This window comes from Lampropedia puyangensis, from assembly GCF_004833285.1.
Lineage (GTDB): Bacteria > Pseudomonadota > Gammaproteobacteria > Burkholderiales > Burkholderiaceae_C > Lampropedia > Lampropedia puyangensis.
In genome coordinates, this window is sequence record NZ_STFG01000001.1 from 102,129 (window position 1) to 128,044 (window position 25,916).

At 57.5% G+C, this 25,916-nt stretch carries 18 protein-coding genes; 7 read left to right on the forward strand and 11 right to left on the reverse strand.

The features are described 5' to 3' along the window. The first annotated feature begins 7 nt into the window (after positions 1 to 7). From E9531_RS00420 to E9531_RS00430, 3 genes are all read left to right on the forward strand, one after another. Positions 8 to 928 carry a dihydrodipicolinate synthase family protein gene (locus E9531_RS00420; protein WP_136571768.1) on the forward strand — a complete coding sequence of 307 codons (921 nt, stop codon included), beginning with the start codon at positions 8 to 10 and terminating at the stop codon, positions 926 to 928. A gap of 391 nt (positions 929 to 1,319) precedes the next feature. Continuing rightward, positions 1,320 to 5,345: a beta strand repeat-containing protein gene (locus E9531_RS00425; protein ID WP_136571769.1), complete on the forward strand. Its 4,026-nt coding sequence runs from the start codon at positions 1,320 to 1,322 to the stop codon at positions 5,343 to 5,345. Positions 5,346 to 5,458: 113 nt separating this feature from the next. Then, positions 5,459 to 6,472, forward strand: coding sequence for an LLM class flavin-dependent oxidoreductase (locus E9531_RS00430; RefSeq protein ID WP_136571770.1), 1,014 nt, complete (start codon positions 5,459 to 5,461; stop codon positions 6,470 to 6,472). Between the two features lie 156 nt (positions 6,473 to 6,628). Here E9531_RS00430 and E9531_RS00435 read toward each other — a convergent pair whose 3' ends face one another. Beyond that, complete coding sequence (locus E9531_RS00435; protein ID WP_244609917.1) at positions 6,629 to 7,420, reverse strand: LysR family transcriptional regulator; 792 nt, start codon at positions 7,418 to 7,420, stop codon at positions 6,629 to 6,631. 97 nt (positions 7,421 to 7,517) lie between these two features. Between E9531_RS00435 and E9531_RS00440 the strand changes: the two genes are divergently transcribed. After that, positions 7,518 to 8,501: an aldo/keto reductase gene (locus E9531_RS00440; RefSeq protein WP_136571771.1), complete on the forward strand. Its 984-nt coding sequence runs from the start codon at positions 7,518 to 7,520 to the stop codon at positions 8,499 to 8,501. Continuing rightward, complete coding sequence (locus tag E9531_RS00445; RefSeq protein ID WP_136571772.1) at positions 8,498 to 8,899, forward strand: carboxymuconolactone decarboxylase family protein; 402 nt, start codon at positions 8,498 to 8,500, stop codon at positions 8,897 to 8,899. The genes E9531_RS00440 and E9531_RS00445 overlap by 4 nt, the downstream gene beginning before the upstream one ends. Positions 8,900 to 8,929: 30 nt before the next feature. Here the strand turns inward: E9531_RS00445 and E9531_RS00450 are convergent, their stop codons facing one another. Next, complete coding sequence (locus E9531_RS00450; protein WP_211343338.1) at positions 8,930 to 9,739, reverse strand: PaaX family transcriptional regulator; 810 nt, start codon at positions 9,737 to 9,739, stop codon at positions 8,930 to 8,932. Positions 9,740 to 9,808: 69 nt separating this feature from the next. Between E9531_RS00450 and E9531_RS00455 the strand changes: the two genes are divergently transcribed. Together E9531_RS00455 and E9531_RS00460 are read left to right on the forward strand one after the other, a co-directional pair. Continuing rightward, positions 9,809 to 10,594 (forward strand): crotonase/enoyl-CoA hydratase family protein, encoded by a 786-nt coding sequence (locus tag E9531_RS00455; protein ID WP_136571774.1) that lies wholly within the window; start codon positions 9,809 to 9,811, stop codon positions 10,592 to 10,594. 94 nt (positions 10,595 to 10,688) lie between these two features. Continuing rightward, positions 10,689 to 12,242 carry a class I adenylate-forming enzyme family protein gene (locus E9531_RS00460; RefSeq protein WP_136571775.1) on the forward strand — a complete coding sequence of 518 codons (1,554 nt, stop codon included), beginning with the start codon at positions 10,689 to 10,691 and terminating at the stop codon, positions 12,240 to 12,242. Positions 12,243 to 12,321: 79 nt separating this feature from the next. Here E9531_RS00460 and E9531_RS00465 read toward each other — a convergent pair whose 3' ends face one another. The 9 genes from E9531_RS00465 to E9531_RS00505 all read right to left on the reverse strand — a co-directional run bounded on the left by E9531_RS00465 (position 12,322) and on the right by E9531_RS00505 (position 25,825). Then, a complete protein-coding gene (locus E9531_RS00465) occupies positions 12,322 to 14,673 on the reverse strand; it encodes a heavy metal translocating P-type ATPase (protein ID WP_136571776.1) in 2,352 nt (783 codons plus the stop codon). Between the two features lie 132 nt (positions 14,674 to 14,805). Then, positions 14,806 to 16,293, reverse strand: coding sequence for a multicopper oxidase family protein (locus tag E9531_RS00470; RefSeq protein WP_136571777.1), 1,488 nt, complete (start codon positions 16,291 to 16,293; stop codon positions 14,806 to 14,808). Between the two features lie 150 nt (positions 16,294 to 16,443). Continuing rightward, positions 16,444 to 16,863, reverse strand: a complete 420-nt coding sequence (locus E9531_RS00475) for a hypothetical protein (protein ID WP_158291686.1) — start codon at positions 16,861 to 16,863, stop codon at positions 16,444 to 16,446. Positions 16,864 to 16,942: 79 nt separating this feature from the next. Beyond that, positions 16,943 to 17,404: a Fur family transcriptional regulator gene (locus E9531_RS00480; RefSeq protein WP_136571779.1), complete on the reverse strand. Its 462-nt coding sequence runs from the start codon at positions 17,402 to 17,404 to the stop codon at positions 16,943 to 16,945. 127 nt (positions 17,405 to 17,531) lie between these two features. Next, on the reverse strand, positions 17,532 to 19,559 hold the full coding sequence (locus tag E9531_RS00485; RefSeq protein ID WP_136571780.1) for an ABC transporter permease: 2,028 nt from the start codon (positions 19,557 to 19,559) through the stop codon (positions 17,532 to 17,534). Between the two features lie 11 nt (positions 19,560 to 19,570). Next, entirely contained in the window at positions 19,571 to 20,746 is a 1,176-nt protein-coding gene (locus E9531_RS00490; protein ID WP_136572224.1) for an efflux RND transporter periplasmic adaptor subunit, read from the reverse strand. Positions 20,747 to 20,799: 53 nt separating this feature from the next. Further along, entirely contained in the window at positions 20,800 to 21,435 is a 636-nt protein-coding gene (locus E9531_RS00495; protein WP_244609919.1) for a DUF4198 domain-containing protein, read from the reverse strand. 302 nt (positions 21,436 to 21,737) lie between these two features. After that, positions 21,738 to 22,922, reverse strand: a complete 1,185-nt coding sequence (locus tag E9531_RS00500; RefSeq protein ID WP_136571781.1) for a YncE family protein — start codon at positions 22,920 to 22,922, stop codon at positions 21,738 to 21,740. 425 nt (positions 22,923 to 23,347) lie between these two features. Beyond that, positions 23,348 to 25,825, reverse strand: coding sequence for a TonB-dependent siderophore receptor (locus E9531_RS00505; protein ID WP_136571782.1), 2,478 nt, complete (start codon positions 25,823 to 25,825; stop codon positions 23,348 to 23,350). Positions 25,826 to 25,916: the final 91 nt, after the last annotated feature.

The window sequence follows — 25,916 nt, forward strand, 5'->3', positions numbered from 1 at the left end:
AGACACTATGACTACACCACGCATTAAAGGCGTTCTCACGCCCGTTGTGACACCTTTTCACTCAAACGGTGCCATCAACGTGCCGCTGTTTATTCGCCAGTGCCAATGGCTGCAAGACAACCATATTGGTCTGGCGGTATTTGGCACTAACTCGGAAGCCAATTCTCTTAGCCCACAAGAGCGCATGGAGATGCTGGATGCATTGATTGAAGCAGGCCTGGCTCCCGCACGCATGATGCCAGGCACAGGGGCCTGCGATTTGCCAACGGCCGTGCAACTCACCCGCAAAGCTGTGGCGCACCAATGTGGCGGCGTGTTGGCATTGCCACCGTTTTATTACAAAGGGGTCTCAGATGATGGCCTTTTCCGTTTTTTTGCAGAACTGATTGAACAAGTCGGCGACGATGCGTTGCGCGTCTACCTCTACCATATTCCGCCAGTGGCACAAGTGGGCTTCAGTGTGGAACTGGTGGAGCGCTTGCTCAAAGCCTATCCCAAAAATATCGCTGGCATGAAAGATTCCACCGGGGACATTGCCCATACCCAAACCATGCTGAAGCATTTTGCGGCAGACGGATTTGATGTGTTTGCAGGAACCGAAACCATCTTGCTCGATACCTTGCGTGCTGGCGGCGCAGGCTGCATCAGCGCCACCGCCAACGTGAATGCGCCTGCCATTCATGACCTATGCCAAACCTGGCAGCAAGACGATGCCCCAGCCAAGCAGCAAGCTATGAACGACTTGCGTGCAATATTTCAGAAGTACCCGATGATTCCTGCCCTCAAGGCCGCTGTTGCCCACTGGAGTGGGGAGGATAGTTGGCGCCATGTCCGTGCCCCGCTGGTCGCTTTGGATGACGCTCAGGCACATGCCTTGATACAGACGCTGGAGGAGGCAGGCTTTTCAATTGAGGGCCTCAAAAGCTAATACAGCGTATTGATTGGTGCTGCTTGCTCCACAAGGCAAGTGATCTTCATTGAACCAAAGGCCGCAATTGCGGCCTTTGGTGTTGGTTTTTGCGCTGTCTCGTAGTGGGTGCATTACATCCTTTTTGGGGTAATCCATGTAATGGGGTTGCGCCCTTTTCAAGCTCTTGAACTGAGGGGCTTGGTGGCGTGGAGGTTTGCCACCGGCAGGGACGATGCTATTTGTTGTAATTGTTATGAAAATGTTTCTTTTAATTTAGAATGCTACTTTTTGTTGATCACCTTTTCTAGTTAACGCAGCCGTTGGCACTGAATATCTTGCCGGTCAACGGCTCTAGGATTTGCATTGGTATTGTGCCGATACCTGTTCATCGATTTCATTCACTCCTGCTTTGAAAGTACCGTTAATGCACGTGCATGCACTGCCCTATTTCTTTGTTTTGATTCATCGGTTTGGTTTGCGCGCAGTAGGCGTTTTTTGCGTGTGCCTTGGTTTTTTGGGAGTGACCAACATCCAGGCTCAAGGATTGTCAGCGGGCATTAGTTCTCAGAGTGGTGTTTCTCTTTCGACTTCGGATGATGGCGATGTTCTGACCATCACCGTGGATCCTGTTGCGCAGGCTCTGATTCGCTGGGACACATTTGATATTGGCAACAGCAGCGAGGTTCATGTCGTTTTTTCTCAGGCCGATACCGTACTGAGAAATGAGGTCACGGGCACTACTGGCGGTTTGATTGCAGGGACGCTGACCTCTGTTGGCGGTGGCACCGTGCACATTGAACATGCGGCAGGGGTGCAGTTTGGTTCAAGCGCACGGCTGACGCTGACGGGGGGCGATTTCTCGGTCAGTAGCCAGGGCGACATCGTGCTTGGTGGGAACTGGGATGGCCGCAACTTGACTGTGCAGGCCGGTGGCTCCTTGACTCAGAGCGGTGCGATCTCCGTCAACGGTACCAGCAGCTTCACCGCCACCAGCGACATCGCCCTCGACCAGTCCGGCAACGTGTTCGAGGATGTCGTCTCGCTCAACGGTAACGCGTCCCAGGTCACGGCCAGCGGCGGCCTGCGCTTTGGCATCCTCAACGTGATTTCGCTGATGGCCAGCGCCGATACGCTCTATCTGCCCCGGTCCCTGACCACGCTGGGGGGGCAGTCCTACCGCGGCAGGCTGGTGCTGGAAGGCGACACCTCGCTCACCAGCACCCTGGGAGCACTCGCCTTCACCAGTACGCTGGAAGGCCCGCACGCACTGTCGCTGCATGCCAGCGGCACGGTCTACCTGGATGCCATGGCGAACATCGCCTCGCTGGACGCCACGGCCACCGAAACCCAGCTTGTCTCGGACATCACCACCCTGGGCGACATCGCGCTGACCAACACCCGCGTGATCGGCGACGTAGCACTGACCAGCACGGGCGGCTCGGTGCAGATCAACGGCTCGCTCAACGGGCTGCAGGATGATACGGATGTGCTGTCCATCACCGCCGATGGACAGATCGCTCTGCAGAACGCGGTCGGCAATGACGTGCGGCTGCACGATCTTTCACTGTCCGCCGGCACGGTGTCGACCTTCGTGGTGGACGTAGGCAACCGCCTTGCCATCGACAGCATCGCCAGCATCACCCAGAACGGCGCCTACAACGTCGGCGGCACGTCACGGTTCGCATCGGACGGAAGCATCACGCTGCTCAATATCGGCAATATCTTCGGTGGCGATGTCGAGCTCAACGGCAGCAATGTACAGATCGCAGCGCAGGGGCCGCTGACGCTGTCGGGTGTCGATGCGAACCTGCTGCACGCCACGGCCACCGACCTGCTGACCGTACGCAATGCCGACGTCGCCACGTCGAGCACGTTGACCGGCGATGCGGTGGCACTGGACGGCGTTGCACTGGGCCAGACGGCCGAGGTCACTGCGCTGGACGGGAACATCACCCAGCAGGGCAGCGTCCGCGTGGATGGGCCGAGCCGCTGGACGGCTGCAGGCGATGTGCTGCTGGACAACGACAGCAACCAGCTTAATGGGCCCGTCACCGCCGTCGGCGGGGCGATCACACTGGCCACCGCTGGCGCACTGGACGTCGCCAATGTACAGGCGTCGGGACAGGCCACGCTGCGCGGCAATGGCGTGTACCTGGGCTCCGCGCAGGCCACGGGCCTGCAGGTGGACAGCAGCGCCGGCATCACCCAGGGCAGCGCATTGAACCTGGCCTCCGGATCGCGGTTCACTGCCGTCGACGACGTGCTGCTGGACAACGCCGGCAATACGTTCGGCGGCGGCATACAGGTGATGGGCCGCAACATCGACATCCACAGTGCCGGTGGGCTGCTGCTGAACGGCGTGGAGGCCACCGGCAACCTGCGCGCCGCTGCAGCAGGCGGCAGCCTGCTGCAGAGCGGCGATGTACGCGTGCAGGGCCGCAGCGATCTGCTGGCCGGCGGCAGCGTGCAGCTCGACCGTGCGGGCAACCAGTTCGGCGGGCCCGTGGTTGTGGAAGGCCGGTCCATCCTGCTGCGGGCAGGCAGTGGTCTGGATATGGAGAGCGTCCGCAACGGCAGCAACAGCGCCGTGCAGCTGCTGGCGACGGGCGACATTGATGTGGCTGGCGATGCCATCGATACCGGCAACAGCCTGCTGAGCCTGTTGTCCTCCGCCGGTCAGGTCCGCACCGCCACCACCCTGCGCGGCAGTCAGGTCAGCATCGGCGGCGTGGAAGGCATCCGCATCGGTGGAGAAATCACGGCTTCCAGGCTGTCCCTGACCGCGACCCGCGGCGATGTGCTGCAGCAGTCGGGTCGCATCCAGTCCGGCGATGCCTTGCTGAGCGCGGGGCAGGGCGATCTGCGGCTGACCAGTGCCGACAACCGCTTCAACGGCGTGACCACCCTCTACGGCCGCGACGTAGACATGGCCGCGGGTGGACTTCTGCTGGGCGACGTCGCCGTCAGCCGCAACCTGAAGCTGGACAGCAGCGGCAGCATCACCCAGCAGGCGCAGATGCGTGTCACGGGGGACGCCGAGCTGCGGGCCGCCGGGGACATCACCCTGCTGCATGCCGGTAACCGCTTCGGCTCATCGCTCAGCCTTAGCGGTGTGAATATGCAATTGCATAGTGACGAAAACGTCACTCTCTTGAGGGCAGATGGGCAACATCTGAGCTTGAATGGGGATGGGGTGTTTCTGATCCCCGATGGAACAACGATCAGCACCGGGTCTGTTGATTTGAGAGGCGGCAACTTGCAGGTGCGTGGTGCGCTTACAAATGCGTTGACGGTGGAGTCCGGGGCCACGATCAGTGGCGATGGGACGGTGGGGACGTTGGTGGTTAAGCCGCAGGCGCAAGTGCAACCTGGTGTCGACGCAAGCAGCGCTGCGGTGTTGACGGTTCGGTCGTTCCAAGCGGAGCCGGGTGCGATGCTGCGCATTCATGTGCAAGACGCAGGAGTGGCGAGCAGACTGCAAGTCAATGGCCTTGCGCAGTTGAATGGGCATGTGCAGTTGGTATCGCTAGGTACTATGCCTAGCGGGCGCTTTCATATTCTTGATAGTACGCAACCCATTCAAGGGGCATTTGCAGACATGGTTTTTGTGCCCGCACTGGCTGCAGAGACCATTTCGCAGTTCAGCCATGAAGAGCAAGCCGTTGTAGCTTGGGTAGTTGCAACGCCTGCTTTGGAAACTGAAGGCACAGATCAAACGGCGGTTATTCATAAAGCGTTTGCTGATCCATTGCTTGTGCGGTTGCTCGATGACGATGGTGCACCGGTAGAGGGGATTTCTGTTGAGTTCTCCACTCCTGCCACGGGGGCTGGCGCTGTGTTGAGTCAGACATTGGTGCTCACCAATGCAAATGGAGAGGCCAGCGTGACGGCAACAGCTAATGCTGAAGCGGGACAGTACTTAGTGACCGCTCGTGTTCAGGGGCTGGCTGAGAGTGTTAATTTCGCGCTGGAAAATACCTTGCACGAAGTGGCATTTACGCTGACGACCACACCCGCACAGCCGCTGGAGGGGGAGGAATTCACCATTGAGGTGCAAATGCAGTCCGATGCAGATACAGCGCCAACGGGAACATTGAATGTGCTGGTTGCAGGGCAAGTTGTCTGCCCTGACGTTGCGTTGGCGCAGTCCACTGCGCAGTGTGTGTTGCCCAAGGGCGTGTCTTTGGCGAAATCAACGCACGCCCAAGATGGAGCAAAGGCTGCGACGGTGGTGGTTGCAGGGCAGACATTGGATATTGAGGTGCAGTATTCAGGCGATGCCTTGCACCAGTCTGCCACGTGGACAACGCAATTGGCGCTGATGCGCCAGATTGTTTCCACGCCGGTGCCATGGAATGCCCCTTGGGCTTTGTTGTGCATGGGTCTGATGCTGGCCTTGAGCGCACGCCTGGTGTGGCGCCGTCGAGCAGGCTAACTGCCTACAACAAAAACAAAAAGGCCGTGACAGCGGTCTTTTTGTTTTTCTGCTCCAATCAAGCGCATCGCCAGAGGGCTTTCCCACCAGATGTTCAGGAGCTTTGACGCCGTATGCCACAACCTACCGTAAAACCCCAACTCTCAATGCTCGACTTGGTCACCGTACGCCAAGGGCAGTCGGTTGCGGGGGCTATTGAAACGGCCGTGCGCACGGCGCAGCATGTAGAGCAGTTGGGCTTTACCCGCTATTGGATGGCAGAGCACCACAATATGCCGGGCATTGCCAGCTCTTCTACCGCGGTGTTGATAGGCCATGTGGCCGGGCAAACCCAACGTATTCGCGTGGGCGCTGGGGGCATCATGCTCCCCAACCATGCCCCCCTTGTGGTGGCAGAAGCATTTGGCACATTAGAGGCGATTTACCCCGGCCGCATTGATTTGGGTTTGGGGCGTGCGCCGGGCACAGACCAGCCGACTATGCGTGCATTGCGGCGTGGCCGCATGGAGACTGAAGACGACTTTCCCCGTGAAGTGCAGCAACTGCAGTTGCTGCTCGGTGATGCCAAGCCAGGCCAGCCGTTGGTTGCCACACCCGGTGCAGGCAGCCATGTTCCGATTTGGCTTTTGGGTTCAAGCCTGTTTTCAGCGCAATTGGCGGCGCATTTGGGCTTGCCGTATGCCTTTGCGTCGCACTTCGCCCCGCGTTTTTTGCAGCAAGCCATTCACATGTACCGCGACTTGTTCCAACCATCCAAAGTGCTGGATAAGCCACACGTCATGGTAGGCGTGCCGATTGTGGCTGCGGCAACTGATGAAGAGGCGGAGTTTTTAGCCAGTAGCACTTACCAGCGCATACTGGGCATTTTGACCAACCAGCGCGGTTTGATGCAGCCGCCAGTAGAGGGCTTTATGCAATCGTTGGATGCGTCTTCGCATCGGGCTATTTTGGACTTTCTGGCCGCAGGTGTGATTGGCGGGCCTGACACCTTGCAGCAGGGCATACAGCGCGTGATCGAAACCACCCAAGCCGATGAATTCATGGTGGTGACGGACTTGTTCGATGTGGATGCCCGTCTGCAGTCGCTGACGTTGACCGCGCAGGCATTGGCTGCATTGAACGCATAACGCGGCCTTGCTGCGGGGCGATTCAACGTCGATGGCGTGCCTTGGGCGCGGTTGCTTGCGTGAAAGACAAATCAGCTCGGTGTTCTTCGAACAATTGGATCAGGTGATCAGCAACTGCGCGAACGCGCCTGGAGTGCGCTAAGTTGGAATGGATGGCTAGCCAGATGGGCTGATCTGCCCCCAGTTCGGGGAGTAGGCAAACAAGCCCCGCCTGCCGGGCCAGAAAGTGCGGGAGCACCGCCAATCCAATGCAGCTGTTGCGGCTGCCATCTGTGCTGACAGCGTATTGGCTTCGAGTTGGCATGGCCGTCCTCGCAACATGCGAGCGATCCATTTGGCTGCCGGCAGATGGTGATGGGACTCTGGCCAGCCAATGAAGGTATCGCCATCGAAGGTGGCGGCATTAGCTCCGGCGCGGCGCGCATCGACGTATCCACGCGCACCGTACAGGCCAAATCCCAAAGTGCCCAGACGCTTGATTGTGACGTTACCAGCTTCTGGTTTGACCATCCGCACCGCCAGATCGGCATCACGCCGGTGCAGGTTTACGGTCTGTACACCGCTGACGATCTCCACGCGCAGCTCAGGATGGATGGCAAACAGTGTCGGCAGCGAGGGGACGATCAACGCGTTGGCCAAATTCTCTGCGGTTGCAAGGCGCACGCATCCCGCCACTTGCCCTTGCTGCTGTGCGGCTTCTCCGAAAGCCTGCCCGGCATGTTCCAGTGCTTCAGCCTGCTCCAGCAGGGCTTCACCATCATCCGTGAGGCTGTAGCCACTTTGATGTCGGCTGAACAATGCTATGCCGAGTGCCGCTTCCAGGCGATCCAGTCGCCGTGACACGGTCGCGATGCCCATCTCAAGCGCGGTGGCTGCACCGCTCAAGGTGCCAGCGCGCGCAATGGCCAAAAAAATACGGGCGTCATCCCATTGGATTTGAGTATTCATTTTGTTTTCCAAATATGGAAAATTGGATTTTAATTTTATCTATTTGATAATCATTTTTGAAAGGCCATACTTTCCCTATCTTGTAAGGGGAAGTGCAATGCAAAGACGAAAGCTTGGACACGATCTGGAGGTTTCTGCCCTCGGCCTTGGCTGCATGGGCATGAGCGAGTTCTATGGCCCGCGCGACGATGCGCAGGCGCACCATCTGCTGGATCAGGCGATTGGCATGGGGGTGGACTTTCTCGATACCGCCGACATGTATGGCCCACATCACAATGAGGAGTTGATAGGCCGCTTCCTCGCGACACGCAAACCGAAGGTGCAGATTGCAACCAAGTTCGGCATTGTGCGCAGGCCTGGCGAATACCGGCGCAGCATCAACAACAGCCCGGATTACGCACGGGCATGTTGCGAAGCCTCGTTGCGGCGGCTTGGTGTTGAGCAGATCGACCTGTACTACGTCCATCGCATAGATCCAACGCATCCTATTGAAGCAACGATGGAGGGCCTGAGCCGACTGGTAGAGCAGGGTAAGGTCGCGCGTATCGGCCTGTGTGAAGTCAGTGCGGCCACCCTGCGGCGTGCGCATGCCGTGCATCCGGTGGCTGCCGTCCAGACCGAATATTCGTTGTGGACACGGGATGTGGAAACCGAGGTACTCCCGACTTGCCGCGAACTGGGGGTCGGTTTGGTGGCTTATTCACCATTGGGGCGTGGCTTTCTGACCGGGCGGTTTCAGCACGATGCGACCTTCGAGGACGGTGACTTCCGCGCCAGCCTGCCGCGTTTTCAGCCAGAGAACATCGCCACCAACCGTTCCCTGGTCGATGTTATTTCATCTATCGCCGTGCGCAAGACGTGCACGACGGCACAAATCGCTTTGGCATGGCTATTGGCGCAAGGCGATGACATCGTGCCCATTCCTGGTACGCGGCGCCTCTCGCATCTGCAAGACAACCTGGGCGCGTTATCGGTGCACCTGGAGCCAGAAGATATGGCTGAACTGGGGCGTGCGCTTGACGCAGTGCCAGTCGCAGGAGAGCGCTACACCGAAGAAGGGATGAAAGGGGTCAACGCATGAGCAGCCCTAGTTCTGAACGGCGTGAGCGGGCTTTTGCGCTGCTGGCCCAACTGGATCCACAGGCACCCGAGAAGGTCGCCAAAAATCTCGACGAACTGTCTGACGATTTTGCCGAATTGGTGCTGGGGTTTGCCTTTGCTTATGTGGTGTCGCACCCAGGCATCGATTTGCGCACCCGCGAAATGCTCAGGGTCGCTGCACTGATGGCGATGGGCAACGCACCGGGGCAACTCGAATTCCATATCCGGGCCGCACTGCAGGTCGGTGTCAGCAGGAGTGAAATCGTGGAAATCCTGCTGCAGATGGCCGTCTACGCAGGTGTGCCTGCATGCATGAATGGCATCAGTGCAGCAAGAAAAGCATTTGCCTCACATGGTCGGGGCGATCAGGGTTCATGATCGCGGGCATTAGTAGTTGCTCTTAAAGCGCTATTCATGAGGGATGCAGAGCCATGCAAACCACAGCTTTTGCGCTTGTTCTTGGTAGGCCGAGGTCAGTTGAAAGAGTCGTTCACGCGCTTGGACGGGCATCAATTGGGCTGGCAAGACGGGGTCTCGAACCAGATGGGCAATGGCCGCGCGGCCAAGCAGCATGGTCTCTCTGACTGCGAGATCCAAGGGCATGTTAAAGAGCTGTGCCTGACTTTGCTCCAGCGCGTCCAGATACTGCTGGTCGACGGTCGCCATGGCATCCACATTCCAAAGCCGCCGTGCTTGTTCTTCAAATGCGGTTTCCAATTGCGTGAGCCGGAAGGGTACAGCGTCAGGTGCCATACCCAATTGCCTGAGTCGACGTACCTGAGCGCTTATTCCGCCGCGCAAATTATTGGGGCGAATGAATAAATGAGGACGCAGCTCTGCAAATCCACATAGGGAAAGCGCCAGAAGGTGGTGCCGCCACTGGGTGCGGTCTTCTTTGGTGACGAGACCGTTGTGAACAGCCAGCCAATCCCCGTTGCGCCATGGTCGAGCATTCAGGTGCTTGTGCTTCCATTGGTCTACGGTTTGCGGCAGTGGCCGGTTCTTGCGAACGAGGCTGTATTGGCCCCGCTCGCCACGGTGGATTTTTCCTTGGCTGCTCAGTCGTGTCAGGCTCACGCGCATGGCTGTCTCAGAGATGTCCATAAGCGTGCCTGCGCGGCAGATGTCGTAGGAGCTCAAGGGCTTGTCGATTGCGCTGAGCATGTCCAGGATCAACACAGGGGCTCGCGGAGTGCGCAGCGGAATATTACATGCCATTGTGATGTTTGCGAAATATTGAAATGTTTCCTAGTATGGGCGAAACAAGCTACAGGAGCAATATTCGGTATGACGCAAGAACACTTTATTCGTTACGAGAAGCTGGACGACATTTGCGTGATCACGCTGGACAAGCCGGCAAAGCGCAACGCGGTCGATGGTCCGATGGCTATGGCGTTACGCCATGCATTTGAGCGCTTTTATCGTGATCCGGAGATTCGGGTTGGTGTTTTGACTGGCGCGAACGGCACATTCTGCGCTGGCGCTGACCTGTCCTCGGTGGGCGATCCAGAACGACAGACTGAGGTTGACCCTGAAGGCGGTGGAACAGGCCCGATGGGGCCCACACGGATGCCAACCCAGAAACCCTTGATTGCGGCAGTGAGTGGATACGCGGTGGCTGGAGGGCTTGAGCTTGCGCTGATGGCTGACATGCGTGTGGCCCAGGAAGATGCGGTTTTTGGTGTGTTTTGCCGGCGCTGGGGTGTTCCATTGATTGACGGGGGAACGGTGCGTTTGCCCAGAGTGATAGGCATGGGCCGTGCGATGGACATGATTTTGACGGGGCGCCCTGTTGGTGCTGCCGAAGCCATGGCTATGGGGCTAGTCAATCGTGTCACGCCAGTGGGCAAAGCGCTCGAAGAGGCCATGAAGCTGGCCCGCGAGATCGCCTCATTTCCGCAGCAATGCATGCTTGCTGACCGCCAATCTGCGTATGAGCAGTGGGATATGAGCTATGTCGATGCAATCCGCAACGAAGGGCGCTGCGGTGCACCTATTGTGGCTGCTGAAGGCGTGCGGGGCGCATCGCGTTTTGTGCAGGGCGCTGGACGCCACGGTGCATTCAAGTCATGAACTTTTGGCGCTTGAAGCGCTTTGCCAAGTGCCTTGATTCAAACCATTAGAAAAACCAACCTTTGCATTTTTTGCTATCTAGGAGACAACAGACATGACCTCAACATCCAGTCCTATGACCAATCGACGCGGCCCAACCTATAGAGAGCTGATTCGTCGCGGTGCGAGGCAGCATGGCTCGCGCATTGCCATTGAGTTTGGCCGTGAATCGATGACATTCACACAAGTTGATCAGCTCAGCGCCCAATTGGCCAGCGCCATGTTGGCCAATGGGATGGTGCCGCACCAGCGCGTCGGAATTTTGCTGAACAACGGCCTCTATAGCGTGCCTCTGGATTTTGCATGCGTGAAGGCGGGTGTAAACCGTGTCCCTTTGAATGCTCGCCTCTCTGTTCAAGAGCATGCGCGCATGCTGACCAGTACAGGCTGCCAATTTCTGTTGTTTGGTGATGGCTTGAGCCAGCGCGCCCAAGAACTGGCGCAAGCCGTTCCAGGCATCGTGTGCTTTGGCGTTGGCGCAAGCCTTTCTGGGGTCAAGGACTTGGTGACTGAGGCACACCACCAACCGCTCACTGACCCTGACGTCACGGTTGATCCCGACGATGTGGTGTTGACGCTGTTTACCTCGGGCACAACGGGAACGCTGAAAGCAGCGCAGCATACCCAGTCCTCCTATGCAGCTATTTGCCGCAATATTCTTCTCAATTTGATTGCAGTGCAGCGCGACGATGCCATGTTGCATGCCGCATCGCTGATTCACGCCAGTGGCACGTTTGTGCTGCCGTTTTGGATACGTGGCGCGCGCACCGTCATTCTTTCCGGGTTTGAACCACAGGGCTTTCTGGATGCGATTGCGCACCATCGTGTTACGGCGATCAATCTGGTTCCAACCATGCTGCAGATGCTGCTGGAGTGTGAAGGATTTGAGCGTACAGATATTGCATGCTTGAAGTCGGTGGTTTATGGCGCTTCGCCTATGCCAAGAAGCACCATACAGAGGGCGATGGCAGCATGGGGGCGCCACAGGTTTTGGCAATACTATGGACAGACAGAGGTTCCGCTGTGCATCGCAGTGCTACGCCCGGAAGACCACGAAGAAAACCTGCTTGCCTCCTGCGGTCAACCTGCATTGGATGTTGAGATCCGTTTGGTGGATGCTGATGGTGGTGATGTGGCCGTGGGTGAACCCGGAGAGATTCTGGTTCGCTCTGCCTCAGCCATTGCACAGTACCACGACGCACCAGACTTGAACCAGCAAACGTTTGATAGCGAAGGTTGGGTGCATACACGCGATATCGGACAGTTTGATGCGCAGGGCTTTTTGCACCTTAAAGATCGCACCTCTGACATGATCATCACAGGTGGCTATAACGTCTACCCGCGCGAAGTGGAAGATGTGCTGCTGTCACACCCTGAAGTGCTTGAGTGTGGTGTTTTTGGCAAGCCCGATGCCAAATGGGTTGAAGCTGTATGCGCTGCTGTTGTGTTGCGAAGCGGTGCCAGCGTGACTGAAAGCGATTTGATTCAATGGGTGTCCAAACAGCTGGCTTCTTACAAGAAGCCAACCTCTATCGTATTTGCGTCAGCGATCCCTAAAACGGCCGTTGGAAAACTCAATCGACGTGAGCTGAAAAGGCTGTTTGCCTGATTTTTTGGGAAGTGGCCTATACAAAGCGGCTTTCAGCTTTTGTTTAGGCCGCCAGTTGTGTGTCAATCGATGTAGTCAGTCAGATGGATGTGCCTCTTAACCGCAAGGCATTGCCAATGACACTGATGGATGAGAGCGCCATGGCCGCTGCTGCGATGATGGGCGAGAGCAATAAACCGAAAAACGGATAAAGCAAGCCTGCGGCAACGGGTACACCAGCGGCGTTGTACATGAAGGCAAAAGCCAGGTTTTGGCGAATGTTGGACATGGTCGCTTGCGACAGTTGGCGGGCACGCACAATGCCGGTGAGATCGCCTTTGAGCAGGGTGACTGCGGCGCTTTCAATGGCCACATCGGTGCCTGAACCCATGGCAATGCCCACATCTGCTGCCGCGAGGGCCGGGGCGTCGTTGACCCCATCGCCCGCCATGGCGACCACTTTGCCTTGAGATTTGAGCTTGTGTACCACGGCCGCTTTTTGGTCAGGTAGTACGTCTGCTTCAACCTCATCAATCCCCAGTTTGCGGGCAACGGCCAGTGCGGTGGTGCGGTTGTCTCCCGTCAGCATGACGATGCGGATGCCTTCGGCATGCAGTGCATGGAGGGCCGCTTGCGTTGTGGGTTTGATCGGGTCTGCAATGGCAAAAATGCCTGCTGCTTGCGCATCTACGCCGATGTAGATGGCGGTGGCACCATCTTCGCGCAGTGCGTCTGCCTGCTTTGCAAGCGCAGCAGTATTGATGCCGTATTCAGCCAGGAAGGCGGCATTGCCCAGCACAATACGCCGCTCTTGCACTATGCCGAGTGCGCCTTTTCCTGTTGGAGAATCAAAGTGCGATACCGTAGGAATTTCCAGTCCTTGGGCTTGCGCAGCCGCCACGATGGCTAAGGCCAGTGGGTGTTCTGAGGCTTTTTCGACTGCAGCGGCCCAGCGCAGGATAGCGTCTTGCGTAAAACCTTCTGCCGCATCAATGTGGGTGACCGCAGGTTTGCCTTCGGTCAGGGTGCCTGTCTTGTCGACCACCAGCGTATCGACCTTTTCCATGCGCTCAAGCGCTTCAGCATTCTTGATCAGCACGCCTGCGCTGGCGCCTTTGCCAACACCGACCATGATGGACATGGGCGTGGCCAGACCCAAGGCGCAGGGGCAGGCAATGATGAGCACGGAAACCGCAGCAATCAAGCCATGTGCAAGCCGTGGCTCAGGCCCCCAAATGCCCCAGATGGCAAAGGCGAGCAGGGCGATGCCTATGACCACGGGAACAAACCAGGCGGCAACCTGGTCTGCTGTGCGTTGAATGGGCGCGCGTGAGCGCTGCGCGTCGGCCACCATGTGCACAATCCGGGCGAGCATCGTGTCACGGCCAATTTTTTCAGCTTCAATCACCAAGGCACCCGTCTGGTTGAGTGTGCCGCCAACTACGCGTTCGCCACTGCTGCGGGTGACAGGCATGGATTCGCCTGTGATCATCGATTCATCCAACGAGGAGCGGCCTTCTCGTACCACTCCATCCACGGGTACTGTTTCGCCAGGGCGTACACGCAAGCGGTCGCCCAAGGTTACCTCTTCAACAGGAATGTCGTGCTCAGTGCCATCTGCGTTGATGCGCCGTGCGGTTTTGGGCGCCAGGTTCAGCAGTGCCTTGATGGCCCCCGAGGTTTGCTCGCGGGCGCGCAACTCCAACACTTGACCGAGTAGCACCAGCACTGTGATGACGGCAGCTGCTTCGAAATACACGGCCACGGTACCGTCTTCAGCGCGAAACGCGGCGGGGAAAATGCCTGGCAGCAGTGCCGCGACCATGCTATAGCCCCAGGCCACGCCAGTGCCCATGGCAATCAATGTGAACATGTTCAGGTTGCGGTTGACCAGTGATGCCCAGCCACGCTGGAAGAAGGGCCAACCTGCCCACAGCACCACTGGTGTGGCTAGCAGCATTTGTATCCATACGGAGATATGCATGGGCACCCAATGGTGCAGGCTGGGGAAAATGTGTGCGCCCATTTCCAACACGAACACGGGGGCAGCCAGCACCAAGGCGACCCAGAAACGGCGTGTCATATCCGTGAGTTCTTCGCTGGGGCCACTGTCTACGGTAGCGACCAAGGGTTCGAGCGCCATGCCGCAAATGGGGCAACTGCCTGGTTTGTCTTGGCGTATTTGCGGGTGCATCGGACAGGTCCAGATGGAGCCAGCAGAAGTGGGCGCAGCGGGTGTTTGCGAGGTTATGTGCTGGTGGGACGGTTGCGATGCATAACGCTCTGGCTCTTGTATGAAGCGGCTCTGGCACTTGTCTGAACAGAACCAGAATGTCTGCCCATGCCAGTCTTGATGGCGGTTTTCTGGCTTTTGCGCGACGTGCATGCCGCAAACCGGGTCGGTAGCCGTTGTTTCGTTTGCTGGCGCGTGGTGGTGGTGGGTGTGGTCCATAAACGGCCTTGAAGGAATGTCGATGAAAGGCTTTTTGGGGAGCAAAAGCGGTGTTGATGAAACGGTTTGAACGGTTTGAACAAGGGCCGGAGGTCACAATCGAAGCCTCCGGCTTGTTTCAAGAGAGCATGCTTATGAAACAGCAAACTCCGTCATCATTCCGGTTTCCAGATGAGGCATGTGGTGGCAGTGCAGCATCCAGCGAGCGGCTTCTCCAGCATCCAATGCAATGGTGACGGTAGCCATCGGGGGCACATGCACGGTGTCGCGACGCGCGCCACGCATGCGTTTGCCATTGATTTCTACAACCTGAAAAGAGTGGCCGTGTAAGTGCATTGGATGCGCCATCATCGACATATTGTGGAACATGATCTCTACCCGTTCGCCGGAACGGGCCGTGACGGGTGCGTGCTCGCCCCAAATGCGGTTGTTGATGGTCCAGCGGTAGGGTTGCATGGTGCCGCCCAGCATCAGCATGGGGCTGCGATCGGCCGTGCGTTGCGGCAAAGGATTGAGCGCAACGAGACGTGATTCCTGTGCGAGGTCGGTGTCAAATGCTGGCGCTTTGTGTTCACTGAGTGGGGACAGTTTCGGTATCTTTGCGCCTTGTGTGGCCAGGATCAGACCTGTGCGTTCTTGCGCACCTTCGCGCAAGGCCAGAATAGGCCAGGCTCCGCTGCCTGACAGCTGCAGTTCCACATCCAGTCGCTGACCCATGCTGATGCCAAAACGTGTGCCAGCGAGTGGTTGCACGGCTTCGCCATCCACCGCAACCAGGCGTGCGCTTGCCGTGCCCGTATCAATCCAGAATACGGTGGCTGAGGCCGCATTGATGATGCGCAGGCGAATGCGCGTATTGCGCTCAATGCGTACCACTTCTGGGTCGGTCAAGGTGCGGTCATTGGTCAGATAGGCATCCCAGTCGTAGTCGTTGAGGTCCATCTCCATACCGCCCATGCCGCTCATGCCGCTCATCATGGTGCTGTGGTTCATGCCTGCCATGGAGTGGACGGGCTCGGAGTTTTCTTTGGGCATGGCGCCATGGTTCATACCTGAATGGCCAGCGGACGTGTGGCCACCGGCAATGCGTTGTATGACTTCCTGTGGTGGATCAAAGGCAAAGTCGTGCAGCATCATCACCACTTCTTGCTGATCTGCTTTCACATCGGCCTGCGTGCGCACAATCAACGGGGCGGCCAATAAGCGCATTTCCTGCATGGGAATATGGGCGTGCATCCAGTGGGTGCCCGCGCGTGCGGCAAAGTCATACTGGCGCGTTTCGCCCGGTTTGAGCATGGGCATCGGCAAGTCTGGCACACCATCTTGTGCGTTGGGTGGAATCTGCCCGTGCCAGTGGATCAAGGTGGGCTCAGGCATCGCATTGGCCAGCTCCACGCGAAAACGCTGCTCAGGCTCTAACACCAAGCCTTGCTGTGTTGCGCTTTGCAGACTCCATACGGTGGCTGCGCGGCCGTTCACATCCAAAGTGCGGCTGGAGGCTGTCAAACGCATGGTCGAAGCAGGCGTCTGCCCGCTGGCATGGGCCAAGCGAGGAAATTGTGTAGCTACCGATGCGGCCATGCTTGCGGCCAAAAAATCGCGACGAGAAAAAGAAACCATAAGAATCTCCATTGGAATGCAAGGCATTCCATGGGCAGCACCGTGTGGCGACAGACTGCATGCAATAGGCATGGGTGTCCCTGTGTCCACAAGCTGGTGTGGCCCTTGATTGGTGAGACTGCGCCAGCCATAGGCGCAATACGAACTCAGTCAGAGGAGGGCGGTGTTAGGTGGGCGATCATGCGGTTGCTGCGTAATGCCCTTACGCAGCAGCTGGGCAACAGGTGAAGGGTGTGCCACTACAGAAGGCACCCATTGCGCGGGGGCTGCCCACAACGCTACGGTGCTAATACCAGCACAAATCCAGCTGCAGGTGGTCATGTCCATACCGCAGGAGGGGGGCGTTGTGCATGCGCTGCTTGTCGCTCCCATGTGGTGGTGTTGTGCACTGGCTTGGTCCGTCTGTGCGGAGTCAAGGGAATGGAGCTTTGAGTGTCCACTAGCGATGGCAGACACGATTGCTGTTGTGGGCGCCATAGTCGCAGACATGGTTGCGCTGTGCAGTGAAGCCAGCAATGGCCCGAAGCACAACGAAACAGCAGCAAGCAATAGCCAAACAGCGCGAAACATACCAACGTGGCAATCAAAACATCAAAGACAGTACAAACATTGTACGTCTGTGCAGACAGGCCTGACGGGCCAATGCGCTTTACGATGGCAAGTGGCCGGGGGCGCAGGTTTGGCAGTTGGCCTCCAGCGTGACGCCGTAGCCTTGCAGTGCATAGCCTTTGTCTTGGCAGACTTGTTCCAGCAGTAGGGCGATGCGTGGGTCGTTCACCCAAAGCAGCTGGCCACATTGCTTGCACACCAGGCGCACTGGACTGGCATCTGTGGAGACGCAATACAAGCTTTTGCTGTCGTTATCAAGCCGAATGCGGTGGATGATGCCTGTGTCTTCCAGTCGCTTGAGGTTGACGTAGATGGTAGACAGCGGCACGTCGTGTCCGGCATCGAGATGGCAGCGGTAGATTTGGTGCGCGGTCAGTGCTTTACCTGCTTCTTGCAATACACGCAGTAGTTCCAGGCGCGGCAGCGTAATGGAAATACCTGCTTGGCGCAGCAGGTGCATATTGGCCTCTTGGGCATGGGGGGGGTGGGTAGTGGTGCTCACTGTGGATGTCGTTGTAGGGGCAGGGTGCACTGCTTGCAGCGGCTAGGCTTTGGAGCAGTGCGTCGTGGGATTCGTTCCATGGTTGGAGCTGAGATGGGACTATTTTTATAGTGATAGTGGGTGCTGACTATGGCGTGGCGCCGGTCAGTGCCTCCACAGGGTTCAGGCGTGCAGCGGTGCGCGCGGGCATCCAGCCAAAGAGCAAGCCAGTCACCACCGCGCAGGCAAATGAGCCCACAATCGCACGAACGGAAAAAACGATAGGCACTTGCATAGCCAGCAGCACACCACCCATGGCCAAGCCCAGCGCAACGCCCGTGATCCCTCCGGTGACGGTGACCAGGACGGACTCGGTCACAAACTGGCGCTGAATATCGCGCTGGCGTGCACCGGTGGCCATGCGAATGCCAATCTCGCGTGTGCGCTCCTTCACGGTCATCAGCATCACGTTCATGACCCCAATCCCGCCCACCAGCAAGGAAACGGCGGCAATCAGGCTCAGGAGCATGGTCATGGTGTTGCGGGTGGCCGCTTCCGCTTGTAGGCGGGCCGCTGCGTTGGATATGCCGTAGTCCTCGCGGCCATGGCGCTGTTGCATCAATTGCTCCACTGCGGCCTGTGTTTGCTGCACGCGGGCACTGTCGGCCACTTCAATGACACCGTAGCTTTCATTGCGTTGGGCAGGAAAGACCCGCACCATGCCTGTGCGGTGCGGCAGCAGTACTTGTTTGTCGGGAAAGTTGCCGCCCGCTTCTGAGCCTTTGATACTCATCACGCCCACGACCTCGAACGGGTTGTTATTGACCAGAACACGTTGGCCTAGCGGGTTGCCACCATCGGGAAACAAGCTGGTATAGACCTCATGGCCCAGCACAACCACAGGGGCAATTTGTAGGTTTTCTCGCTCAGTGAAATAACGCCCTTGCGCTACAGGCCAGCGGTGGATTTGTGGCAGTAAGGCCCCTGTCCCTAGTGCTTCGGTCGCCATGCTGTGGGCTCCAAAGCGCATGAGCACAGGATCGCGCAACACGGGCATGACGTGTGTGATGCCGTCCACGGCTTCCAAGGCTTCAAAGTCCTCGGGTGTCAACACCCCTACTGGGCCACCGCCTGGTGGTGTGCGGCTGCCGATGTACATCATGTTGGTGCCCATCACGCCCATTTCCTGCACCACTTTTTGCTTGGCCCCTTCGCCAATGCCCAGCATCACAATGACGGAGGCCACTCCAATCACAATCCCCAGCAAGGTGAGCATGGTGCGTGAGCGATTGAGCTTCATTCCGCGCCAAGCGGTACGGGCTGCTTCATGCAAACTGGTGAGCCATGAGGCGTTATGCCCCTGTAGCGCTTGCCTTGCAATCGTGTTGCCCATCGCATGGGCAAGGGGTTGGTGCTGCGCTGCTGGTTCTGGTGCGTGCAGATAGTCCGAGGCGTTAGCTGCACTGTCTGATGTGATTTGCCCATCGTGAATTTCAATCACTCGTCTGGCTTGTGCGGCCACGCCTTTGTCGTGTGTGATCAAGATGATGGTGTGCCCCGCATCGGCTAACTCATGGAGCAAGGCCATGACTTCTTTGCCGCTTTGGCTATCCAGTGCGCCGGTGGGTTCATCGGCCAGGACGATGCGCCCGCCATTCATCAATGCACGGGCGATTGAGACCCGTTGCTGTTGCCCACCTGAGAGTTGGTTGGGGCGGTTGTGTTGCTTGCCCAGCAAGCCCAAGCGCAAAAGAAGCGCATCGGCTTTGGCTTGCCGCTGGGTTTCCGGCAGGCCTGCGTACATGGCCGGGATTTGGACGTTCTCACTGGCCGTTTCTGTGGGAATGAGGTGGTAGCCTTGGAACACGAAACCAAAGGCCTCACGGCGCAGCCAAGCCAAGCTGTCCGCGTTCAGGTGGGCCACATTTTCACCTTGGAAGAGGTATTGGCCAGAACTGGGCTGGTCCAGGCACCCCAGAATATTCATCAGCGTGGACTTGCCTGATCCCGATGCTCCCACAATGGCGACAAATTCGCCCGAATAGATGTGCAGGTCAATACCGTGCAGCACCTCCACGGTCGGACTGCCATTCAGGCCCCCGTACTGTTTGCGAATGCTGCGCAGCTCAATCAGTGGCAAGGTTTTGCGCTCGGGCGATGTGTTGGATTGCTGCATGGTGGTCGTCCCTACCATTGCAGCCAGCCTGTTGGCGGTGGTGCAGGTACCTCACCAGTGATGAGGTTTTCCCCCTCGCGCAAGCCGTCGAGCACTTCAGCGGCCAGACGGTCTTGTTTTCCGATGCGTACTGTGCGCGTTTGCACTTGTTGGTTGGAATCGAGCACACGGGCCTCATACCGCTGGGACTGGCCTGCCGCGGTCTGCAAACCGCCAAGTGGTGCCAACAAAACGTCTTGCGCTGATGCTGTCACAAACACCACTTGCGCCGTCATTTGCGGCATGAGTGCGCCGTCGTCGTTAGCGACATCGAACAACACGGTGTATTGCACCGCCTGGGTGTTGGCTGCCGCCGCTGCATCTTCTTGGCCTGCTTTGACGGGGGGCGCAGGCAACACTTGCTTGACGCGGCCATGCCATTGGCGCGGTGCTGCTTCGCCCATGCTGCCAAGGGTGGTGAACCAGGCGGTTTGGCCTGATCGCACTCGGCCAATATCGGCTTCTGAGACTTGTGTCCACACCTGCATACGCGAGAGGTCTGCCAAACGCAGCACGGTAGGCGTTTGGTAAGTGGCATTCAAGGTTTGGCCTAACTTGGCATCGACGCTGGTTACCGTTCCGGCGATGGGGGCGACGATGCGGGTGTAGCCCAGTTGGGCTTCATCGGCACGCAAACGTGCCTTGAGCTGCTGAATCTGTGCTTGCAACTGGTCGATTTTTGCTACCGCAGAAGCGTGGTTGGCTGTGGCTTCTTCCATAGCTTCGCGTGGCGTAGCCTGGCTGTTATGGAGCAGTTGCTGGCGTTCGAGTTTGCTCTGTGTAAGCAGGCGCTGCGCTCTGGCATCGGCCAGTTGTGCCTGCAGTGCTTTGATTTCGGCGCGCCCGGCCTCTACTGTGGCTTCAATCACGCTGGCGTCAATTTCAGCCAGCAGTTGTCCTTGCTCCACGGTATCGCCTGCAGATACCAGTAAACGCATGATCTGGCCTGAAACCTGAGCGCCCACTTCCACTGACTGCAAAGGCTGCAGGGTTCCCACGGCAGCAACAGTGGCTTCGATATTGCCGCGAACAACGGGGGCACTCAACCAAGTTGGGCTGGGCGGATTTTTCTGTTGCCATAAAAAGCTTGCAGCGCCCACAGCCAACCCGATTGCAGGAGCCAGCCACCATAAGGATAGACCGCCCATGCTGGCATTGGCAGGATATTGGGGCGCAGCCTGTTGCTTGCGAAAGCCGCATCTCATGGTGCGGGCACCTCAAAGGCCAATGTCGCGTTGTGACGCACATCGGTGTATTTTTTCCCGTCGATGGTGACGCTGCCATCGTCAATGCGAACCGTCACTTCTAATACATACAACCCTGCAAATGGAGTGGGCAGCGTGATGCTGCCATCGGCATTGGCTTTCAACTGCCTGCGCCAACCCTCGCTGGTATCGACGTTGACCAAACTGGCCGCGACCGGGCGCCCTTTCCAGACCAGTTTGAAGGTGTTGCCTTGTGCTGCAGTGGGAACCAACTCCAGATCGTTGATAGCTTCTGTCTCGCTGCGGCCCCATTTGCTGTGGTGGTAGTACACCACCCCATCGGCCAAAGGTTCGATGGCGCTAAAACGCACATCGCCTTGTGCAGGAATGTCGTTGATGGTGAATGCATCGCTGCCTTTACTCAGGGCCAACGCTTGCTTGGCGGCACCAAAGGCTTTGGTTTCCTGCAATGTGGGCATTGTGGTCAGCGGCTTATGCAGCTCGCCAGCCTTCACAGTGGCGCTGTGCGCGCTGCCAGGCTCTAGCCACAGATACTGTGCCTGCAATGCGCTTGCGCTGAAGATGAAGGCCAGTGAAAACAAGACGCGACGCGTCATCAACGAAAGTGGCATGGACTGAAAATTCCTAATCAAGTGGTGGCGTTGCCCAAAGGTTTATGGCCAGTCGGGTCGATAAACGGGCTGTCCGATCGTAAAAAAGGCCCTTTGCAGCCCCGCTGCATCGGGCCCAGTTGCTTTGCGAGAACAACGAAATCGGTCTGTCGGGGTGAAGGCACCTGCGCGGGCAATAAAGCGATCGCGAAGGCACTCTTACTGTTATGACGAACGAGTGAGATAAAACCTCAGTTTTTTCGCCATGTGTTTTGTAATGGATTGTGTTGCGCTGCCTTAGCGCATGTTCTTAGAACACATGCTCAGGGCTGCAAATCAATGCGAACAACGCTTTCTTTGCTGTCTTTGCGCCATGCGGTGTGTTTGTCACCGTGCGGATTTTTGACTGTCACATACAAGGTTTTCCCATTGGTTGAGACGGACAAGGTGTTGGGATGGACTGGCAGATCGATGGTGCGCTTGATGGCAAAGCTGGTGCCATCAATCACGCTGACCGAGCCGGTGCCGTTGGGCGCCTCGCGTGAAACCCCGCGTGTGCTGGCATAAATTTCGTTGCGTGCAGGGTTGTACGCGACGTCGAGCAGCCCCAGTCCAGGCACTTTGATCTGTTGGGTGAATTGCCCGCTAGCGATATCGGCCACGTAGATTTGGTTGGTGTTGCCATCGGCGCCAAACAGGCGCTGGCCTTTGGTGTCAATGGCCAGGTTCACGAAGAAGTGTTTGGAGTCATCAGCCTGGTTGCTGACGCTGTCGCCAGTGCTGAAGCGGCGTAGTACTTGACCTGCCTCAGGGTCAATGGCCAGAATTTCATCTTTGCCGCCTTGGCTGACGTACAACACATTGGCAGCTTCATCGAAAGCGGCGCCAGCAGTCCAGATGCCTTCACTGGTGATGGTGTGTGCCACGGTATTCGTTGTGCCGTCAACAATCCACACTTTGCCTGGCTGGCCTGGGCTGGTGACGAATACGCGGTTGCGCGTGGAATCCACCACCACTTTGCGCGTGTGGTCGTAGTAGGGCTCGCCCTTGTCGTTTTTCTTCTCTTCGCCCAGTTGAATCAGACCTTTGACCATGCCGCTGTTGGCATCCACTACGCTGAGCGAGCCATCCAAAGTGTTGCCGGCATACAGGGTGTTGGTGGCATTGTTCAATCCGAGTGCAAATGCACGGCGTGGGATTTGGATGGCTTGAACCACCTCCAGCGTGCGCGCATCTAGTCGGTAGATAAAGCCTGCACTCTTGGGAGAGAAATCGCCTGCACTGGCAACGAAAACGGAATCGCCTTGGCGTGTAGTGGTGATTTCGTAGATGCCATCAAGACTGTCTTGGCGCAGAACGGGGGCTGCGGCCAGGCTCTGCGATGCTGTCGCAGGAGCAACTGCTGAGGAGGAAGTTGGGGTGGATTGACAGGCTACCATCAGCAGCGCGGTGCAAGCTAAGGCGCTGATTTTGAATGTGGCGGAAGAGCGTGTGGACAAGTGTTTCATAAGTGAATAAGCAAAGTGGCAAGAAGAAAATCGACTCAAAGGCAATGCAAAGCAAGCGCTGCGGCCATGCATTTTTTGCCATTGGCCTTCGGCGTGGCATCCGAGAGGGTGTGTTGCGTTGTCCTGGAACTTTGCCTGGCAGATAGCCAGGTAGTTGTTTGGGGTGCACAGCACATTCATCCTGTCGGCGCCAATGGGGTGGCGAGAAGATCGGCAACGGCTCTTTGATGGCCCTTTCTATGTAAGACGAATGAGCCATGGGAAAACACCGTTTTGTTTCAAATGATTACATATCCGTGGCTCTGCATATCGTCAGAACCGACCGCAGATGCGGCACCTGAGCGAACGCCAGCCGATGAAACAAGTGCTGTGATTGACCTGTCTCATCGTGCATGTGCCGTTGCGCTACCAAAGCCGGGCCGCTCTTAATCAGGCAATTGGTACTTGATGGTCAGCATCACACTTCTGGGTTTGCCGTAGGTGATGTAGCCGCCAGCAAAGCTGGTATAGGTTTTATCGAATAGGTTGTCGATATTGAGCTGTGCATTCCAGTCACGCGCGATCTGATAGGACAGCATCAAGTCGGCGACGACGAATGAGCCTTGGTCACGTCTTGCCCATCCTGATGGCAATTGTGCGCCGTGGTAGATGGCGCTTTGCCAGCGTGCGCCTGCACCGACTTTGAGTTGTCGCAGCGCCCCCGGTAATTGGTAAGCGCTGAACAAATGCAGTTGGTTGACAGGGCGTGCCCCATTCAAGCGAGCTCCGTCGGCACTGTGGGCCAATGTGCGTGAGAAGCCGGTCATCCAATTCCAGGAGGGATGCAGTTGACCCGAGAGTTCTGCCTCAAACCCTTTGCTGGAAACGCCTCGCTCGCCCCGGTAGGCGTTGTCCGTGGTTCCTGGAATGAGTGCGTCACCATCGAGTACGGCGACGTTGTCTTGGTTGATTTTGAACACGGCCAAGGCGGCATTGAGCTGCCCATCCATATAGGCAGCCTTGACCCCAGCCTCGTAGCTTTTGCCAATGACGGGGTCCAGGTAGGAACCGTTGGCATTGCGGTAGTTCTGTGGCTGGAAAATATCTGCATAGCTGGCGTAGAGTGAGTAGGTGGGACTCACCTCCCACACCAGCCCTGCGTATGGCGTCAGTTCATTGTGTTTGCGTTGCGCAGACAGCGTGTCGGCTTTCCATCGTGTGTAGCGTGCACCAGCAATCAGCTTGAGGGAATCAGTCAGCGCCAGTCGCGTGACGCCATACAAACCTGTTTGCCTGATCACATCGTGGCTGACGGGGCGATAGGCACCCCAAACAGGTTCTGGGTAGGAACCATCCCATGCGTAGAAATTACCAATGGCCGCGGTGGTGTTGGCATGGTTGCCCGCATCCAGTACAGATTTGTTGTCGGTCAGGCCCACTGCCACTTCATGGCGTTTGCCCAGCAGTTCAAAAGGTCCGCGCAGTTGCACCGCAGCGTTGGTTTGTTTGAAGTCTTGGATGGAGTAATTCACAAATGGCGAGATGCCCAGACCGGTGACTGGATCGGCGCGACCAAGCAGGTACAGCAGCTTGGATTCGAAATTGCTTTTGAGCCGACTGGCATCGGCTTTGAACTCCCAGCCGTTACTCAATTGGTGCTCCAAACCCGCATAGACCGTGGTGTTGGTCGTGTTCCAGTAGGTCCACTGCGCACCTGCATTGAACGTGCGCGGCCAATGGCTGGCTTGGCCATCGCTGGTGAACATCGGCAATCCGCCCCAATCCACATCCTTGGGTCTTTTGGCCTGACGGTCGACACCAATGCGCACTGTGGTCACTGGTGTGATGTCGGCTTCAACTGTGGCCAGTATTGCGTTGTTCTTGGTGTGGTAGCGATCCATGAAAGCGTCGTGCTGGTCCAGACTGGCTGCAACACGCCCGCGCACAGATCCCGTTTCATTCAGTGCTGTACTCAAGTCAATACTGCCCCTGCGATGCTGCCAAGAGCCTAGGCCCAGAGCAAGATCACCGGCCAGTGTTTTGCTGGTAGCGCGTTTTCTGATTAAGTTCACCGCAGCGCCGGGGTTGCCTGCACCGGTCATCAGGCCTGTAGCCCCGCGCACGAATTCGATGCGATCGTAAACCGTTGAGTCAAAAGTGGAGGCACCAAAAAAATCGTTGCCGTGGTTGGTGGGAACGCCGTCGTATTGGTAGTTGTCTACGTGGAATCCGCGCGCATGGATGTCTGTGCGTTCAATGTCAGAGACTGCCGTTGCAATCCCCGTGACGTGTTTGGCCGCTTGCCCTAAGCTGAGGAGATTCTGGTCCTCCAACTGCTGGCGTGTGACCACGCTGATGGATTGCGGTGTTTCTCGCACGGTCAATCCAAGCCCTGTGGCGGTGCTGGTAGGGCCCGTCTGGGCGTAACTCCCCGTTCCCTCTGTGGTGCCATTTGATGCTTTTGCGGTAACAACGACTTCAGGCAGAACACCATCGGTGCTGCGCGCCGTGCTGACAGGCTCTGACGCTTTCCTGAGGCTGAAACCTCCCGCTTGCGCAGTGGCCTCCAATGCGCTTGCAGCCAAAAGTTGTTGCAATGCCGATGCGGTGCTTGAAGAGCCGGAGAAGCCTTGGCTGTGCTTGCCTGCAACCAAAGCTGCGTCATAAGAGATATTCACCCCCGCCGTGCGCGCCAACTGTTCCAATGCGGTGGCCAGCGGCCCTGCTGCAATATTGAAGTGGTGCACGTCAAGACGGGAGGACGTACCAGAAGGCGTTTGTGCTTGCAAAGGCGAGGCAGTGATGGCCCCAGCCGACAATGCGCATTGCACGGCAAGTGTCAGCAAGCTCGGGCGCAGGAAAGAGTAGGGCCTTGCAGCGTGCAAATGGTTGCCGGCGCTGCCGGAGACGAGGCGGAAAAACATGGCTGGTAATACTCCAATAGGTTTTTAAAAGAGGTTCCTATTGGGTAGGCCGTATGAAATGTGCAATCCCCTCATGGTGTTGAATATTTTT

Coding starts and splice junctions, on each gene's coding strand:
- E9531_RS00430 (WP_136571770.1), top strand. CDS start 5,459: ATGCCACAACCTACCGTAAAACCCCAACTCTCAATGCTCGACTTGGTC.
- E9531_RS00505 (WP_136571782.1), bottom strand. CDS start 25,825: ATGTTTTTCCGCCTCGTCTCCGGCAGCGCCGGCAACCATTTGCACGCT.
- E9531_RS00465 (WP_136571776.1), bottom strand. CDS start 14,673: ATGGACCACACCCACCACCACCACGCGCCAGCAAACGAAACAACGGCT.
- E9531_RS00490 (WP_136572224.1), bottom strand. CDS start 20,746: ATGGGCGGTCTATCCTTATGGTGGCTGGCTCCTGCAATCGGGTTGGCT.
- E9531_RS00455 (WP_136571774.1), top strand. CDS start 9,809: ATGACGCAAGAACACTTTATTCGTTACGAGAAGCTGGACGACATTTGC.
- E9531_RS00420 (WP_136571768.1), top strand. CDS start 8: ATGACTACACCACGCATTAAAGGCGTTCTCACGCCCGTTGTGACACCT.
- E9531_RS00435 (WP_244609917.1), bottom strand. CDS start 7,420: ATGAATACTCAAATCCAATGGGATGACGCCCGTATTTTTTTGGCCATT.
- E9531_RS00445 (WP_136571772.1), top strand. CDS start 8,498: ATGAGCAGCCCTAGTTCTGAACGGCGTGAGCGGGCTTTTGCGCTGCTG.
- E9531_RS00440 (WP_136571771.1), top strand. CDS start 7,518: ATGCAAAGACGAAAGCTTGGACACGATCTGGAGGTTTCTGCCCTCGGC.
- E9531_RS00495 (WP_244609919.1), bottom strand. CDS start 21,435: ATGCCACTTTCGTTGATGACGCGTCGCGTCTTGTTTTCACTGGCCTTC.
- E9531_RS00485 (WP_136571780.1), bottom strand. CDS start 19,559: ATGCAGCAATCCAACACATCGCCCGAGCGCAAAACCTTGCCACTGATT.
- E9531_RS00500 (WP_136571781.1), bottom strand. CDS start 22,922: ATGAAACACTTGTCCACACGCTCTTCCGCCACATTCAAAATCAGCGCC.
- E9531_RS00475 (WP_158291686.1), bottom strand. CDS start 16,863: ATGTTTCGCGCTGTTTGGCTATTGCTTGCTGCTGTTTCGTTGTGCTTC.
- E9531_RS00470 (WP_136571777.1), bottom strand. CDS start 16,293: ATGGTTTCTTTTTCTCGTCGCGATTTTTTGGCCGCAAGCATGGCCGCA.
- E9531_RS00450 (WP_211343338.1), bottom strand. CDS start 9,739: ATGGCATGTAATATTCCGCTGCGCACTCCGCGAGCCCCTGTGTTGATC.
- E9531_RS00460 (WP_136571775.1), top strand. CDS start 10,689: ATGACCTCAACATCCAGTCCTATGACCAATCGACGCGGCCCAACCTAT.